This is a genomic window from Streptomyces sp. MNU76 (assembly GCF_020982545.1).
Taxonomy (GTDB): Bacteria; Actinomycetota; Actinomycetes; order Streptomycetales; family Streptomycetaceae; genus Streptomyces.
In genome coordinates this window covers 199,421-213,630 of record NZ_JAJKLK010000030.1, presented here as the reverse complement: position 1 = coordinate 213,630, position 14,210 = coordinate 199,421, and the positions used below count along the sequence as shown (strand labels likewise).

At 67.7% G+C, this 14,210-nt stretch carries 13 protein-coding genes and 3 pseudogenes; 6 read left to right on the top strand and 10 right to left on the bottom strand.

The window, feature by feature from the left end; genetic code table 11:
• Nucleotides 1–93: 93 nt before the first annotated feature.
• Nucleotides 94–1,056, top strand: coding sequence for a CehA/McbA family metallohydrolase (locus E4N62_RS44645; RefSeq protein ID WP_230223999.1), 963 nt, complete (start codon nt 94–96; stop codon nt 1,054–1,056).
• Nucleotide 1,057: 1 nt separating this feature from the next.
• On the opposite strand, the pseudogene E4N62_RS44640 reads toward E4N62_RS44645, so the two are convergent.
• A pseudogene (locus E4N62_RS44640) lies at nt 1,058–2,301 on the bottom strand (IS110 family transposase).
• 904 nt (nt 2,302–3,205) lie between these two features.
• Here E4N62_RS44640 and E4N62_RS44635 point away from each other — a divergent pair.
• The gene (locus tag E4N62_RS44635) at nt 3,206–3,430 is read left to right on the top strand and encodes a BON domain-containing protein (protein WP_230224227.1); all 225 of its coding nucleotides are present in this window, start codon (nt 3,206–3,208) and stop codon (nt 3,428–3,430) included.
• Nucleotides 3,431–3,501: 71 nt separating this feature from the next.
• On the opposite strand, the gene E4N62_RS44630 is transcribed toward E4N62_RS44635, so the two are convergent.
• The 5 genes and pseudogenes from E4N62_RS44630 to E4N62_RS49990 form a co-directional block, all read right to left on the bottom strand.
• On the bottom strand, nt 3,502–3,837 hold the full coding sequence (locus E4N62_RS44630; RefSeq protein ID WP_230223998.1) for a hypothetical protein: 336 nt from the start codon (nt 3,835–3,837) through the stop codon (nt 3,502–3,504).
• Nucleotides 3,838–3,988: 151 nt separating this feature from the next.
• Nucleotides 3,989–4,708 carry an IS6 family transposase gene (locus E4N62_RS44625; RefSeq protein WP_230223996.1) on the bottom strand — a complete coding sequence of 240 codons (720 nt, stop codon included), beginning with the start codon at nt 4,706–4,708 and terminating at the stop codon, nt 3,989–3,991.
• A 143-nt stretch (nt 4,709–4,851) separates the two neighbouring features.
• Nucleotides 4,852–6,705: a glycoside hydrolase family 15 protein gene (locus E4N62_RS44620; RefSeq protein WP_230223994.1), complete on the bottom strand. Its 1,854-nt coding sequence runs from the start codon at nt 6,703–6,705 to the stop codon at nt 4,852–4,854.
• Between the two features lie 124 nt (nt 6,706–6,829).
• Nucleotides 6,830–7,039 (bottom strand): annotated as a pseudogene (locus tag E4N62_RS49995) (universal stress protein); the annotation flags it as partial.
• A gap of 478 nt (nt 7,040–7,517) precedes the next feature.
• Nucleotides 7,518–7,649 (bottom strand): annotated as a pseudogene (locus E4N62_RS49990) (universal stress protein); the annotation flags it as partial.
• A 296-nt stretch (nt 7,650–7,945) separates the two neighbouring features.
• Between E4N62_RS49990 and E4N62_RS49130 the strand changes: the two are divergent.
• The 3 genes from E4N62_RS49130 to E4N62_RS49120 all read left to right on the top strand — a co-directional run bounded on the left by E4N62_RS49130 (nt 7,946) and on the right by E4N62_RS49120 (nt 10,121).
• The gene (locus E4N62_RS49130) at nt 7,946–8,266 is read left to right on the top strand and encodes a hypothetical protein (protein ID WP_308186333.1); all 321 of its coding nucleotides are present in this window, start codon (nt 7,946–7,948) and stop codon (nt 8,264–8,266) included.
• Nucleotides 8,239–9,438 carry a hypothetical protein gene (locus E4N62_RS49125; RefSeq protein ID WP_308186331.1) on the top strand — a complete coding sequence of 400 codons (1,200 nt, stop codon included), beginning with the start codon at nt 8,239–8,241 and terminating at the stop codon, nt 9,436–9,438. The genes E4N62_RS49130 and E4N62_RS49125 overlap by 28 nt, the downstream gene beginning before the upstream one ends.
• Nucleotides 9,439–9,560: 122 nt before the next feature.
• A complete protein-coding gene (locus E4N62_RS49120; protein ID WP_308186329.1) occupies nt 9,561–10,121 on the top strand; it encodes a hypothetical protein in 561 nt (186 codons plus the stop codon).
• 88 nt (nt 10,122–10,209) lie between these two features.
• On the opposite strand, the gene E4N62_RS44600 is transcribed toward E4N62_RS49120, so the two are convergent.
• The 4 genes from E4N62_RS44600 to E4N62_RS44585 all read right to left on the bottom strand — a co-directional run bounded on the left by E4N62_RS44600 (nt 10,210) and on the right by E4N62_RS44585 (nt 13,466).
• Nucleotides 10,210–11,232, bottom strand: coding sequence for a TerC family protein (locus tag E4N62_RS44600; RefSeq protein WP_230223992.1), 1,023 nt, complete (start codon nt 11,230–11,232; stop codon nt 10,210–10,212).
• 11 nt (nt 11,233–11,243) lie between these two features.
• Nucleotides 11,244–12,461 (bottom strand): Na+/H+ antiporter NhaA, encoded by a 1,218-nt coding sequence (nhaA, locus tag E4N62_RS44595; RefSeq protein WP_230223990.1) that lies wholly within the window; start codon nt 12,459–12,461, stop codon nt 11,244–11,246.
• Nucleotides 12,462–12,833: 372 nt separating this feature from the next.
• Nucleotides 12,834–13,130: a hypothetical protein gene (locus E4N62_RS44590; protein WP_230223989.1), complete on the bottom strand. Its 297-nt coding sequence runs from the start codon at nt 13,128–13,130 to the stop codon at nt 12,834–12,836.
• A 12-nt stretch (nt 13,131–13,142) separates the two neighbouring features.
• The gene (locus E4N62_RS44585; RefSeq protein WP_230223988.1) at nt 13,143–13,466 is read right to left on the bottom strand and encodes a TraR/DksA C4-type zinc finger protein; all 324 of its coding nucleotides are present in this window, start codon (nt 13,464–13,466) and stop codon (nt 13,143–13,145) included.
• A 466-nt stretch (nt 13,467–13,932) separates the two neighbouring features.
• On the opposite strand from E4N62_RS44585, the gene E4N62_RS49115 reads away from it, so the two are divergent.
• On the top strand, nt 13,933–14,208 hold the full coding sequence (locus E4N62_RS49115) for a hypothetical protein (protein ID WP_308186327.1): 276 nt from the start codon (nt 13,933–13,935) through the stop codon (nt 14,206–14,208).
• Nucleotides 14,209–14,210 lie beyond the last annotated feature (2 nt).

The window sequence follows — 14,210 nt, the reverse complement described above, 5'->3', positions numbered from 1 at the left end:
CAGGGTGTCCACCGGGAGAACTAGGCTGCTGGAATGGCTATGGGTGACGCTGTGGGAAGAGATCTCCCTGTGTCTCGGTTCCCGCCCACGCAGGTGGCCGGTCAGGGGCGTGGCTGGTACCGGGGCGACTGCCATGTGCATTCGGTGTGCTCGAACGGCGGTGAGCTGACGCCGGCGCAGCTGGTGGCAGGTGCTCGTGCGGCGGGGCTCGATTTTCTCGCGACCACCGAGCACAACACTGCCGAGACGCACGGTGCCTGGAGTCGGCATGTCGGCAACGATCTGCTGGTGATCCTGGGCCAGGAGGTCGCCACGCGGACCGGGCACTGGCTCGCGCTGGGAATTCGCCCAGGTCAGGTGCTCGACTGGCGCTATGGCGTCAGGGATGACGCGGTCGACCAGTACCTGGACGACGTCCACCGAGTCGGCGGGCTTTGTGCGGCGGCTCATCCGCATGCTCCGTATGCCTCGGGCACGTTCATGTACCCGTATCAGGGCTTCGACGTGGTCGAAGTGTGGAACGGGCAGTGGAGTTCGGATGTGCCATGGCAGGCGGACAACGAGGCCGCCCTGGCCGAATGGGGACGCAGTCTGGCTGCGGACATCCACCAGGGCCGGTGGCGGCCCGCGGTAGGGAACAGTGACACCCACCTGGCTGGCCAGATCGGCCGCCCGCACACCGTCGTGCTGGCTGACGAGCTGAGTGTCGACGCAGTCCTCGCCGGTATCCGCGCTGGCCAGAGCTGGATCGCCGCATCGGACACCATCGAGCTGTCCTTCACTGTCTCTGCCGGTGATCACAGTGCTGGGATCGGTGAGTGGTTGAAGATCGGCGATGAGCCTGCCGAGGTGCGGGTTGACGTACAGGGCGTCCCCCGCGGCACCGTCAGCTTCCACACCGAGCAGGGAAAGGTGTACGGCCAGTCATTGCCCGGCGCAGGATCGGGCACTGTGACGTGGCGCACCAGCACTCAGGAGTCGGTTTTCATTCGCACTGAAGTCCGCGATGTGGAAGGCCGCATGGCAGCACTCAGTAACCCGATCATCTTGGGCTGAATCATGCTGGTGCTGAAGGGAGTGGCGCGAAGGCACGTTGTTCGTCGAACGGCTGCTGGGTCTGGAGGCAGTGGTGGAGCTGGCCGAGGAAGCGGTTGAGCAGGTGGCGCTGGGCGGCGTTGTGCCAGTCTCCGTGCTCGCGTCGGCGCCGGTAGTGGGTGTTGGCGCCGGGTGAGGCCTGGAGGGCTGAGAAGGCCCAGAGGAAGCTGGCGTGCATGAGCCGGTTGTTCTTGACGAAGCGGCGGCCGACGAAGCGTTTCTTGCCGGAGGCGCGGGTGATGGGGGCGGAGCCGGCGTAGGACTTAAGTGCTCTGGCGTCGGCGAAGCGGGTCCGATCGTCGCCGATCTCGGCGAGGACGCGGGCTGCGAGCTGGGGACCGAGGCCGGGGAAACTGAGCAGGATCTCGCTGTCGGCGTGCTGATGGAAGGCAGCTTCGGTGGCCGTGGCGAGGTCGTCTGCGGCCTGGCAGGTGGCGTCCAGCTGCTTGAGCAGGGCCAGCAGTTGCTGGCCGAAGGCGTTCTCGACGGCTGGGAGGTGGTGGGCGTACTCGGCACGGAAGACGCTGCGCAGGCGTTCGGCCTCGGTGTCGAAGGACCGGGTGCGTCCGCTGCGTTTGAGGGCGGCCCGGAGCTGGGCGAGGGTCAGCCGGGCAGCCTTCGCCGGGGTCGGGGCCAGAGTGAGGATCACTCGGGCGTCTGCCCTGGTCAGGCCGCCTTCCTTGCCCTGGAAGGCGTGCAGGGCGGCGGGGATTACTCGCGCAGGAGGGAGCGGACCTGGTTGGCGACCTGCTGGCGGCTCCAGACCGCGTCCTGCTGAGCGCGCGCCAGTACCGCGATGGCCTGGGCGAGTTCGCTGTCGGCGGGCAGCGGCCGGTGCGCGTGCCGGTCGGTGCGCAGGATGTTCGCCAGGACGAGGGCGTCGCCGGGGTCGGACTTCTTGCGGCTGACGCCGTGGCGGTCCCGGTAGCGGGAGGCGGCCAGCGGGTTGATCGCGAAGACCTCGCGGCTGCCGGTGCGCAGGACGGCGACGAGCAGGCCGTGGCTGGTCTCGATGGCGATGGGTATCGGGTTCTCTGGGCTGTCGCCGTGTTCGGCCAGGAGGTCCAGGAGCTTGTGGTAGCCGGCTGCGTCGTCGCTGATACGGGCTTTGGCGAGCTGGGTGCCGGTGTCGTCGACGAAGGCGACGTCATGGTGGCGCTCCGCCCAGTCGATGCCGCAGAACACGTTCAAGCTGTCCTCCTGGATCCGATCGTTTGTGCAGGTCACGAGCACATGCGGGTCACGCGGCGCCCTAATCCCAGGACTCACAGGTCCGCCATCTCAGTAGCCGTTCACGACACCAGCGCACCCCAGGGGCTCGGTCTTTCGCAGAGCTCACGGGCTCGTGGATGGAAGCAAGAGGTCGACCCTGGAGCGGGCTCGCGCCGTGACAGTCAACGTCCGGCCGGTCGCCGTGAGTTTCGCGGTGGTCACGGAGACACCGGGCTGTGCCGCTCTTGACAGAGGCCTCGAAGGGCCCGGGGAAACGGAGGCATCAGCCCGGTGCCCGCGTCATCACCGCGAGGCACGGACGGTGGCGGGTTCCGTGGCGATGGCGAAGGCGCCGGGTCTCGCCGCTCTATGCGAAGGCCTCTGGGGCCAGGCTGGCAACAGGCGTTGCCCGACGCCCACGTCACCGCCACGGAACCACCGGGGCGGACAGCGGCACCAGTCTCGGAGCGGGTCTCCAGGACCAAGAGGGCCGAAGGCGTTCCGCCGTCCGTTGAAAGGCCGCCTGTCGGCCCCTTGTGGGGACCAGACCGAACCGCCTACACCCTGGATTAGGAGAAACGTCGCGGTAGCAGAGCCGGACAAGGGGGTGTAGCGGAGCCGGACAAGGGGGTCGCGCGCCCGGCCGCACCCGGATAAAGGGTCGGCCGACGGCGGGCGCACCGGTGCGGTGCGGAGCATGGGTTATCGCTGCAGAGGGCGTGGTCGCCCTGCGTTGTGTCGCACAGGCAGACGCTGCGCGTGCCGAAGGAGAGGCGGGGGACTGTTCACTGCGCCTCTGAGAGGATCATGGATTCAGACGGCCTAGTGACTGAATGCTGTGACATGATCACTTGCCGTAAAGGTTCGTCTGTGCGACGAGGAGTAAGCCGTGACAGAGATGACAGACGTCAGCGACACCTGGATCACGACCAAGGTGAAGGCCGACTTGGTGACCGAACAAGGCATCCCCGGTTCGGACATCAAGGTCGAGACGCACCAGGGTGTGGTCAGCCTCTCCAGCACCACGGTGTTCACGGACGCCCAGAAGGCCACGGCCGTAGCCATCACCCGGAAGATCAAGGGCGTTAGGGCCGTCAGTGCCGATGGACTGCGGTCTGAGTGACGACGTAGGCCGTGGCAGGAGTGTCTCGGTTGGGTGGCCAGTTGAGGTCCGCTCCGGCGGGTGAACGAAGCTCACGGCCGACGCAGGGGAACGACATCGAAGACGTCGTTCCCCTGATGCTGTTCGGGGAGAAGGGCCGGGTTCAGCTGGCGCCGGAGCCGCTGGAACTCGTCGTCCTGGGCTGCCAGCGCGGAGAGGGCGAGCTGGTGCTGCATTCTGCGGACGCGTCCTCCAGCCCATCCGGGGCTCAGTCCGGCCAGACCGTAGCGGAACAGATCGGCGAAGTCGGACTCCAGGTACTGCACCTTCACGTGCGGCTTCGGCCGCCGCAGCCGGGCCCGGTTGTGCCGGGTCTCCACCAGACGGCCCTGCACCATCCGCTTGCCGATGGCCACCGTGAACGGCACCGCCGCGGCCAGGCCCTCGCTCTCGGCCCAGCCAGCCCTCGGCAGAAGAGAAGTGCACCAACACGCGGCGGGACGGCGCTGTCACGTTGTTGGGTGTGTAAGCGTCTGACGGTGCGTCGGGGCGCGGTGGGCTTGCGGTCCAGGCCTATGTTCAGGCCGGAGTGGGCCGGCCGGCAGCACCAGTGATCTGGCTCCAGATCACGAAGCGGACGGCCATCTCTGCTCGATATTCGTAGGCGGTCATCAGATGGCGGCGGGGCAGGAAATGGGGCGAGATACCGCTGAACGCGGAGAGAAACTGCTGGGCTCCACCGGTACTGCGGAAGCCCTTCATCGCGCGTTCACGCTGCCGGGTGGGCTGATGGCTGTTCTCGGCCCGGTTGTTCAGGCCCTTATGGGAACGGTGCTCGACCGAGGGCATGACCTCGCGGTGGGCGGCGTCGTAGGAGCGGAGCTTGTCCGTGACGATCACCCTCGGCACTGCGCTCGTCTTCTTCATCAGACGGCGCAGGAAGCGCCGGGCCGCGGCCTTGTCCCGGCGGTTCTGCACGAGAATGTCGAGCACGTTGCCGTCCTGGTCGACGGCCCGCCACAGGTACTTCCGCTCCCCGTTGACCTTGATGAACACCTCGTCCAGATGCCATTTGTCCCCGGGCTGGGGTCGGCGGCGACGCAGTCCGTCGGCGTAGGCTTGCCCGAACTTCCGGCACCACCGCCGGACCGTCTCATAGGAGACGATCACGCCGCGCTGGAGCATCAGCTCCTCCACCTCACGGAATGACAGCGGGAAACGGAAGTACAGCCACACACAGTGGGAGATCACCTCGACCGGGTAGCGGTGCCCCTTGTACGACGGCGACGTGCTCGCCAAGGACCATCCCCCTCCACCACGATCACGAAGAAGATCATCTCACCCCGTCAGCCAACGTGACAGCGCCCGAGCGCGCCACCCCTGATTCCCTCCCCGCCCCAGCCACATCGCCAATCTCGTCCCTCTCATGAGGCGGGGGCGTGTCAGGAGAACCATGCTTGGGTGGACAGTTCCGGCTGGATCCCACGCTGAACCCTGCCGAGCACGACGGCGCTGGATATGAGCCCGACGTGGCTGAGAGCCTGGGGAAAGTTGCCCAGGAACGCTCCTGTCCCGGGATCCATCTGCTCGGGGAGGAGACCCAAAGGGCTGGTGTATGAGCAGAGCCGTTCGAAGAGGTCTGCGGCTTCGTCGATGCGGCCCTGTCCTGCCAGGTTGTCCACGAGCCAGAAGCTGCACAGGACGAAAGCGCCCTCGGGCTGATCCAGTCCGTCCGGTGACTGCTGGGGAAGGTAACGGTAAAGAAGGCCCCCGCCGGCGTCGAGCCGACTTGCTATCGCGTCCGTGGTGGCGACCATGCGGGGGTGATCCGCGGGTACGACGCGTCGTAGCGGCAGAGCCAGTAGTGAGGCGTCCAGACCGCCGCCGGTGCCCAGGTGCTCGGTGAGTGCGCCGGTGTCCTCGTCCCATGCTTCTCGCAGGATGTGGTCGGTCAGCCGCTGTGCTTCCTTGGCCCAGGCAACAGGGTCACCGGGCAGGTTCAGCCGGTGGGCGAGCCGGGCGGCCCGGTCCAGGGCGACCTGGCACATCGCGGCCGAATAGGTGTACGGGCGGCCTGGGGTGCGTACCTCCCAGATGCCGCGATCGGGGGTGCTCCAGGCTCGACGGGCTTGTTCCACCAGCACCGTAAGGCGCTTCCACAGGCTGTCGTCGAGCCGACCGCCTGTTGCCGCCCACTGGAAGGCGCAGTCAAGTATCTCCCCGTACACGTCATGCTGGATCTGGTCGGCGGCGGCGTTTCCCCAGCGCACTGGAGCCGACTTGCGGTAGCCCTCCAATTCCTTGTCGGCTGTCTCCGGCTGAGGCGGGCGGCCGTCGACGTCGTAAAGAACCCGTGGCCGGTCGCTCCATGGGGCGGTGGCGAGTGCCCAGTGCAGGAAGCCGCCGGCTTCCATGGGCAGTCCGATACGCCGCAGGGCGAAGACGGCGTAGGCGGCGTCTCGTATCCAGGTATAGCGGTAGTCCCAGTTCCTTGAGCCCCCGACGAGCTCGGGCAGGGACGAGGTGGGGGCCGCGACCATGGCGCCGTTTTCGATGTGGTCCAGCAATTTCAGCGTGATCGCTGAGCGTCGCACGAGGTCGGCCTGGGGGACGTCGCGTATCACCTGGGCCGACCAGCGCCGCCATGCACGGGCGGTGTCCTCCAGCGCTCTGCTGACAGCCTCGTCCGAGGACCGAAGAGGTTCGTCCCAGCTCAGGGTCAGTGCCAGCTCCTCCCCCGCGTGCATGGGCGCAGTGCAGTCGAGGGCGGGCAGGGGGCGCGATGATGCAAGGTGGAGAGAGAGCCCCTGCCCGGGGCACATGAGGTGCCAGCCGTCGTCACGCTGCTCGGTGCGGGCATCACCGCGCGGTCGAAGGAGTACGCGCAGGTCGACGCTGCCTGCAACCACACGCACGTGTCGCGCCAAGGCTCCCGCCCCGGCAGGTGTGTCTTCTTCCAGAAGGGAATCCGGCCGAAGCAGGAACGCGTCGGTGACCTCAATCGTCCCTGTGGTGCTCGCCATCTGCGTGACGAGCAGAGCGGTGTCGTCGATGTACCACTGGCGGCTGGCGCGCAGGTCCTGCGGGGCAATCAGGAATCGCCCGCCGCGGTCGGTGTCCAGCAGTCCACAAAAAAGGGGCGGGGAGTCGAAGCGAGGCACGCACATGAACCCGACAGCGCCATCCCGCCCCACCAGGGCTGACCCACGACCGTCCCCGAGCAACCCATGCTCCGCTATCGGAAGGTAGCGATCGCGTTCTTGCACATGCCTCACCCCACTGTTGCCCTGACCCATGCAGCTTCGCCTTCCGGCCGAACGTGATGAGTGGCTTACGGAGTGTCCAGTCGCCATCTCGCCCGGGGACGACGGCCACAGGGCACTCGGCTGTGTGCGGTACCTCGGCGCTGACCGACCCGAGAAGCAGCCTCTTCAGCCCCGATCGGCCACGAGATCCCACCACCAGCAGGGCAGCGTTGCGGGCGGCTTCCGCGAGAATCGCCGCCGGCCTCATGCGTTCCATACGCAGATCCGCCCGCACCGACGGGTACTGCGCACGCCGCTCGGCCAACTCCTTTTCGAGGAAGAACCGCGGCCCTTGCTCCAACACCTCGAAATCCGAAGGCACCATTCCCATCGGGCCGGTAGGGCCCCACCGCCATAGGCTCGGCACTGTAGACCACCGCCAGGTGCGCGCCCAGCAGGTCAGCTTCCCGATACGCGAAATCCAGGGGCTTCAGCACACCATCGGCAGGGTCCACTCCGACCACTACACGGTTGCCCGGGGGGCCACTGGTGTCTCCTGGGCGGATCACATTCACTGGGCAGTCCGCATGCGTGGCGACCTCCCAGCTGACCGAGCCGAGCGGCAGCCGCGGGAACCCACCGCTGCCCCGGTGGCCGATCACGAGCACGTCGGCATCCGCAGAACGCTCGATCAGTACGGCTGCGGCGTGCCCCACAGGAAGCTCGCCCGCCACGGTCAGGCCGGGGAACTCGGAACGCGCGAGGTCTTCATATCGCTCCACGAGCCGTGCCCCCACCTGGACCGCCGCGTCCTTCTCCCGGCTGTCCGTCGCAGAGCCGCCCGGCAGCGGGAAACGGATGGCATGGGCGACGTGGAGTCGACCTGTCCGGAAGGCCGCCTGCCATGCCGCGAAGCGTACGAGCTCCTCTTGGTCCGGGCCGTCGTCGACGCCGACGATGACGGGCCGGTCCTGTACCGGGACGGCATCAGACATGCACCCTCCTGCTTTCCTTTTCGCTCCCACGAAGCACTGCAGCAGCGGGACTCAGCGAGTACCCGGGGCCGGGCGCGCTAAAGACGGCGGCATCCGCTGCTGCTGGCCATACCGTGTCGGACCGGCGAGTCAACCGTGAACGGGCCCGCGACCTGCCTGTTCGACGACTGATCAAGGCCCTTTCGACCCGGACGATCAGAAGACGTCACACCGAAGCCGCCTGGACAAATGGGGCCGGGGCGACGCCTGCGGGCTGCCGGTTGCCGACCTCGCGGAGCGTGATCCACGATGGGGGGATGCGAGGGCCGTTGCGCGGCGCGCGGTGGCTGCATCCGGCGGCCTGGACGGTGGCGGTTCTCTGCTTGGCCGTCCTGGCTTTTGCCGCCATCATGCGGAGCACCGTGCTCAATGCCGGCTTCTACGGCAAGGTCCTCGAGGAGGAACGGGCCTACGAACGTCTGTACGACGAAGTGCTGGTCGCTCCGCAGAGCTCGGCCCTCACCCGTGACCTGCTGGCCCGCTTGCCCGTGCCGGAGTCGGCGGTGACATCCAACCTGAAGACGGTGCTCCCCCGGAGACGCTGCGGGCCATGGCGAACCAGCAGATCACCGAGGTGATCGCCTACCTCGAAGGCGATCGGGACACCTTGCGTCTGACAGTGGACGTCCAGCCGCTCGCGGAGAACGTCGGCAGGCTCGCCCAGACCTATCTCGGTGACGCCGTCGCCTCGATACAGCAGCGGTCCGAGCCCGACTTCCAGGCATTCACCGACCGCCTGGCGGAGACGGCGGCTCAGTTGGTAGAAGGCGAGCGACCGGACGGGCTGCCCACTTTGGCGCTCTCGCCCGACCAGGCGGAGCGTGCCACCTCGGTGCTCCTGGGCTTGGTGCCCAAGGCCGACAGGCGGGCGCTCGAACCCGAGGTCCAGTCCGCTTTGGCAAGCGGAGATGTGGCCTCGGCCCTGGCCGCCGTCGCCCCGGCCGCCGTCTCCGAGCGCACGCGCGCCGCAGCCGCGGCCGTGCTGCGGAACGCCGACGGGAACACGTGGATCATCACCACCGATCTCGGGATGCCGGAAGACGCCCTGGCACCGCTTGACCGCATACAACTCGGTACCCGGCTCATGCAGGGAGTGGTGGTGCCACTCGCCGCCGCAGTCGGCCTCGCCGCTCTGGCGATCGTGTGGTCTTCCGGCCCTCCAGGCACCGCCCGCCGATTGATGCCACTGGGCTGGGCACTCGCCACGACCGGCCTGTTGACCGCGTTGGCGGCGCCCCTCGCCGGCGTCATGATGAGCGGCTCGCTGGACACGCCATCGTCCTGGCCACCGGCAGCGGCCCACCTCGTCAACGCCATTCAGACCACGGCTTTCGAGCGGCTGCTCGGTACTGGCGCCTCGGTCGCCACGCTTCTGGTGGCCGCGGGAGCCGTGCTCGTCACTGTGAGCTGGGCCCGACAGACTCGACCTGCCTTCCCCTCCTTCACGGCGCCCCGCCGCCAGGCATTGCCGGCCGCAGTGGCGGCCGCGGTGACGGTCAGCGTTGCGCTGGCCGCGCAGACGATCCCTCAGTCGGCCCCGCGCATCTGCCAAGGCAGCTCCCATCTCTGCGACATGCGATACGACGAGGTAGCCCACCTCACGTCGCACAACGCGATGGCCACGATGGCGGATCACTTCATCGGCCCTGCCCAGGACCCGGACATCGTCGGACAGTTGAATGCCGGAGTACGCGCCCTACAGATCGACAGCCAATACTGGGAGAGCCGCACGAGGTCGCCGACCGTCTGAGCACCTCGGACTTCTCACCGCGCCTGCGTCACCAACTCACCCAGGCTCTGGAATACGTCAACCCGCCTCGGCAGGGCCTGTGGCTGTGCCACTCGGTCTGCGGAGCCGGCGCGCTGGAACTGGTGCCCACTCTGCGAGAGATCGGTGACTGGCTCCGGACGCATTCCACGGAGATCGTCACGCTGATCATGCAGGACGGGACCAGCCCGGAGGAGACCGAAGCGGCCTTCGAGGAGGCAGGGCTGACAGACCTGCTGTACGAACCCGGCCAGGACCCCACCCACCCGTGGCCGCGGCTGGCTGACATGATCGACACTGATCGGTGTCTGGTCGTCTTCGCCGAGAAGGCAGACGGTCCGGCACCGTGGTACCGCAACTTCTACCGCTACGGCGTGGAGACGCCGTTCGCCTTCCGCAGCCCCGAGGAGATGACCTGCCGACCGAACCGGGGAGGTACTGAGGGGCAGCTCTTCCTGCTCAACCACTTCGTCGCCGCCGGCGGCTCCAGTCGGCTCGACGCCGGCCAGGTCAACTCGCGGGAGCACATCCTTGCGCGGGTGAAGGAATGCGAACGGCAACGCGGACGACCAGTCACCTTCATCGCGGTCGACTATGCGACAGTCGGGGGCGCACGCGAAGCAGTCGACGCTCTGAACACGAAGCGGAACGAACGACGACCGTGACGGCCCACACAGTCCCTCCCAACCGGCACCGGAAGACAGAGATCGCTTGGCAGTCCAGGGCCGAGCTGACTTGCGTCCCTGGCCCAGTTCAGAATGGGCCGGCTTCCTGGCTGGACTCCTTCGCCTTGGGGGGATGCGCACGCAGTGAGCCCGGGTGGGCCTTGGTGGTCGGGTCGCGCCTGGTCTTGACCAGGCTGGCCACGGTGACGACTGCGAGCACGAAGGCGATCACAGCGAGGCTGATCGGGGTGGAGATCTCGGGGACCCCCTCGTTCAGGTCGACATGTGCCCAGTGCAGGATGAGCTTGACGCCGATGAACGCAAGGATCAGCGCGAGCCCGGCGGACAGATACACCAGCCGGTCCAGCAGCCCCTTGACGAGGAAGAACAGGGCGCGCAGGCCGAGCAGGGCGAACGCGTTGGCGGTGAAGACGATGTAGGCCTCCTGGGTGATGCCGAACACCGCGGGGATGGAGTCGAGCGCGAAGAGCAGGTCGATGCTGCCGATGGCGAGCAGGACGATGAACAGCGGGGTGACCATCCGGCGCCCGTCGATGCGGGTGGTGAGTTTGCCGCCGACGTAGTCGGCGGTGATCGGCAGGATGCGGCGGGCCGCTTTGACCATGACGTTGTCCTCGATGTCGGGGTCCTCGTCGCGGTGCCGGAACAGCTGTACGGCCGTGTAGATCAGCAGCAGCCCGAACAGCAGGAACATGAACGAGAACAGCGCCAGCAGGGTGGCTCCGAGCGCGATGAAGATTCCGCGCATGATCAGGGCGAGCATGATGCCGAAGGTGAGGACCTTGTGCTGGTGTTCCGCCGGCACGGCGAAGGTGGTCATGATGATGACGAAGACGAACAGGTTGTCGACCGACAGGCTCTTCTCGACGATGTAGCCGGCGAAGTACTCGGTGCCGAACTCGCCGCCGTATCGCGCGGCGAACCAGAGGCCGAAGGCGACGGCTACAAGGATGTAGAACACCGACCACGCGGTGGCCTCACCGAAGCCGACCCGGTGCGGGCGCACGGCGGCCAAAATCAGGTCGACGGCGAGCAGGATCAGGATCAGGCCGATAGTGACAGTCCAGACGAGTGCGCTGATCTGGAGCACCGGTCCTCCTTTCAGTTTTCGGATCGGTCCTCGTTCGACGCGGATGGCGTGGTGGTGACGCCGGTTCCCGCCGGGGCGGTGAGGAGCAGCACCGCTCCAGCCAGGGCGGCGGCTGCGGAGGCGGTGAGGATGCCGACCTTGGCCTGGCCGATCAGGGCGGCGTCGGTGAAGGCCAGGTCGGTGATGAACAACGAGACGGTGAACCCGATACCCCCCAGCGCGGCAGCGCCGAGGACCTCGCGGTGATGCATGCCCGCGGGCAGAGCACCCCAGTTCAGCCGGCGCACGAGGTAGGTCACCCCGCCGATGCCGATGATCTTGCCGACGACGAGACCGATGATGATCGCCCAGGTCACCGGCTGGCCGAATGCGTCTGCGAGTACGCCGCCGCGCAGGTCAACCCCGGCGTTGGCCAGGGCAAAAACCGGAATCACCAGGAAGGCGCTGACCGGGTGCAAAGAGCGTTCCAGGTCATCCAGAACGTTACGCTCGGCCACGGGCCGGGCCGGGGTGAGCAGACCGAGCGCGACCCCGGCGAGGGTGGCGTGCACGCCGGATTCCAGGGTGGCGAACCAGACGAGCACCCCGACGGGCGCGTACGCCCAGGGCGAGTTCACTCCGAGCCTGCGCATGCCGACGACGACCAGCAGTCCGGCCACCGCGCCGGCCAGCCATCCGAGGCTGAGGCGGTCGGTGTAGAAGACCGCGATGACGCCGATGGCGAGGATGTCGTCGACGATGGCGACGCTGAGCAGGAACAGCTTCGCCCCGGCTGAAGCGCGGCGGCCCAGCAGAGCCAGGACACCTACGGCGAAGGCGATGTCGGTGGCCATCGGAATGCCCCACCCGCGCCCCGCCTCCCCTTCGCCGACGACGGCCAGGTACAGCAGCGCCGGAAGTACGACACCGCCGACGGCTGCCAGCGCGGGCAGCATCGCTGCGCGGCGGTCACGCAGCTCACCGACGACCAGTTCACGTTTGATCTCCAGGCCGATGACGAAGAAGAACAGGACCATCAGCCCGTCGTTGACCCAGTGCCGCAGGTCGTGGGTGACCCTCGCTTGCCCACCGCCGAGGGTGACCTTCTGCTGCCAGAACTGGACGTAGCCGTCTGCCGCCGGGCTGTTCGCCCACACCAGCGCGCTCGCCGCCGCGATGACGAGGACGATCCCGCCCGCGCTCTCCGCGTGCAGGAACGCCCGCAGCGGGGAGGTGACCGCAGCCGCCATGCGTCTGATCGGACCAGCCACGACTTCTGTCACCCTCCCTCGTCCACGAATAGCCATGCATGCGCGGTGGCTATCACTCCTCCGCGTCGACTCTCACAGAGTTCGCCCTGCGGCGCAGCCGCACCCCACTGGACGGCGCGACCTCGCGCCGGTGCCACCAGGCACACACAGACCAGGTGCCATGGCAGCGATGCGCGCGGACATCATGATGCAGCGCTGGCCGACGCCGCCCTCGCACCCGAGAGCGTCACGTAGGCGAGGACCGGAGGTCCTCCACGACCTCCCGAGGTGGACACCAACAAACCGCCCGGCATTTCGATCTCCACCAGTACGCTGCCCAACCGTCCCGTTCTGCGGTGCGCGGCCCCTCCCTCAGGTGGTCCGCTTGACCGGCGCGACCGCAAAGGGCCCTGGCGGGAGGCGGAACCCCTGGCCCCGCCCGTCCGTCTGCTGCCGAACCTCGGCAGCGGACCATGCCGCCCTTTCGTTGCGGCTGGCATGGTCGGTGCCGTCCAGGTCGGGAGTGCGCAAGGCGTGCGTCGCTCGCTCGATGAGACCGGCCAGCCAGTGCAAATGCTGGTAGTCGAAGGTTCCTCCGGTGGTGGCCCACTGGAAGGCGCAGTCCTGGACTTCCCCGTAACGGCTGGCATCTCCCTTGGCAGCAAGCAAACGCAAAGCGCGTCAGCCGGTGCGCTGTTGACAGGTGACGCAGTATCGCGTCAAAGGCCGGATCTCCAGCTGTGCTGCGTGGAAGGGCTGGGCGCAGTTCCGGCACGTGCCGTAGACGCCGTCGTTCAGCCGGGCCAAGGCATTGTCGATGCCGATAAGCGCGCGCCGAACAGTGTTCTTCTGGCTGGCCAACACACCATCGACCGTGGGCTCGGCCTCGTTGAGCGCATCCAACTGGGCTAGGCGAACCTCGCGCTCAAGCTCCAGGCGCCGCCGTGCCTGGTGCACGCCGGTACGTTCCTCAGGCGACCCCACACCGGCGGTGTTCAGTGCCATCGGCGTGATCCTTTCCACACGCACGTTCGGAAGCGGGCCGGGCAGCCGACGCTTCCCGCTGGCTTTCACCCTGACCGATCAGGGGTGGGGGTGGACATCGGTGGCAAACCCCATTTCTGCCCTGGTGTGGCATGTAGGTGTACGCGAAGCGTGGCGCCCTGCCCCGCTGGGGACCGTCCCAGCAGCAGCCCTGATGCGCAGGGCGCGAACTCGTGAGTGCCGCCGCCGAACTCGGTGCGGATCAGGGTTCGGCGTCCGCCCCCAGTGAGCTTGGGCCGTTGGGCCAGTTGCCAGTAGGAGGGCGTCGATATGGTCAGCAGTGTTGATGCCCGCGTTCACGGGCCGCAGCAGACCGGCCACCCGCTCGCCAGGTCCGGTTATACCCGTGGTCGACGAACCCCATCAGCGGATGGTGGCCAATGCTCTTCTTCCAGGTCGCTGCCACGTCGTCCTGCTTTCTCGGGATGTGCGATCACCCACACGCGTCCAGGTCCACGGTTACCAAACTGCGGCGTCCAACGCCGCTGCGCCGGTCAACTGCCAGACGTGTTCACGCACGCTGGCGCGGGCGGTGGGGATCGCCGCCAAGGCCGTGGCCCGCCCGCGGCGAGGGCTGCGCCGGCCCAACGCCGACCGCCTCGCCGACCCGGACGGCCCGCATCCGGGTGAGCAGCGGGAGCGGCACGGCTCCTACCGCTGGGTCGCCGTGATCGCTGCGGGACGCCGCGTCCGCTGCCGGTGAAA

Coding starts and splice junctions, on each gene's coding strand:
- E4N62_RS44620 (WP_230223994.1), bottom strand. CDS start 6,705: ATGGGTCAGGGCAACAGTGGGGTGAGGCATGTGCAAGAACGCGATCGC.
- E4N62_RS49130 (WP_308186333.1), top strand. CDS start 7,946: ATGCGAGGGCCGTTGCGCGGCGCGCGGTGGCTGCATCCGGCGGCCTGG.
- E4N62_RS49125 (WP_308186331.1), top strand. CDS start 8,239: ATGGCGAACCAGCAGATCACCGAGGTGATCGCCTACCTCGAAGGCGAT.
- E4N62_RS44635 (WP_230224227.1), top strand. CDS start 3,206: ATGACAGACGTCAGCGACACCTGGATCACGACCAAGGTGAAGGCCGAC.
- nhaA (WP_230223990.1), bottom strand. CDS start 12,461: ATGGCGGCTGCGGTCACCTCCCCGCTGCGGGCGTTCCTGCACGCGGAG.
- E4N62_RS44585 (WP_230223988.1), bottom strand. CDS start 13,466: ATGGCACTGAACACCGCCGGTGTGGGGTCGCCTGAGGAACGTACCGGC.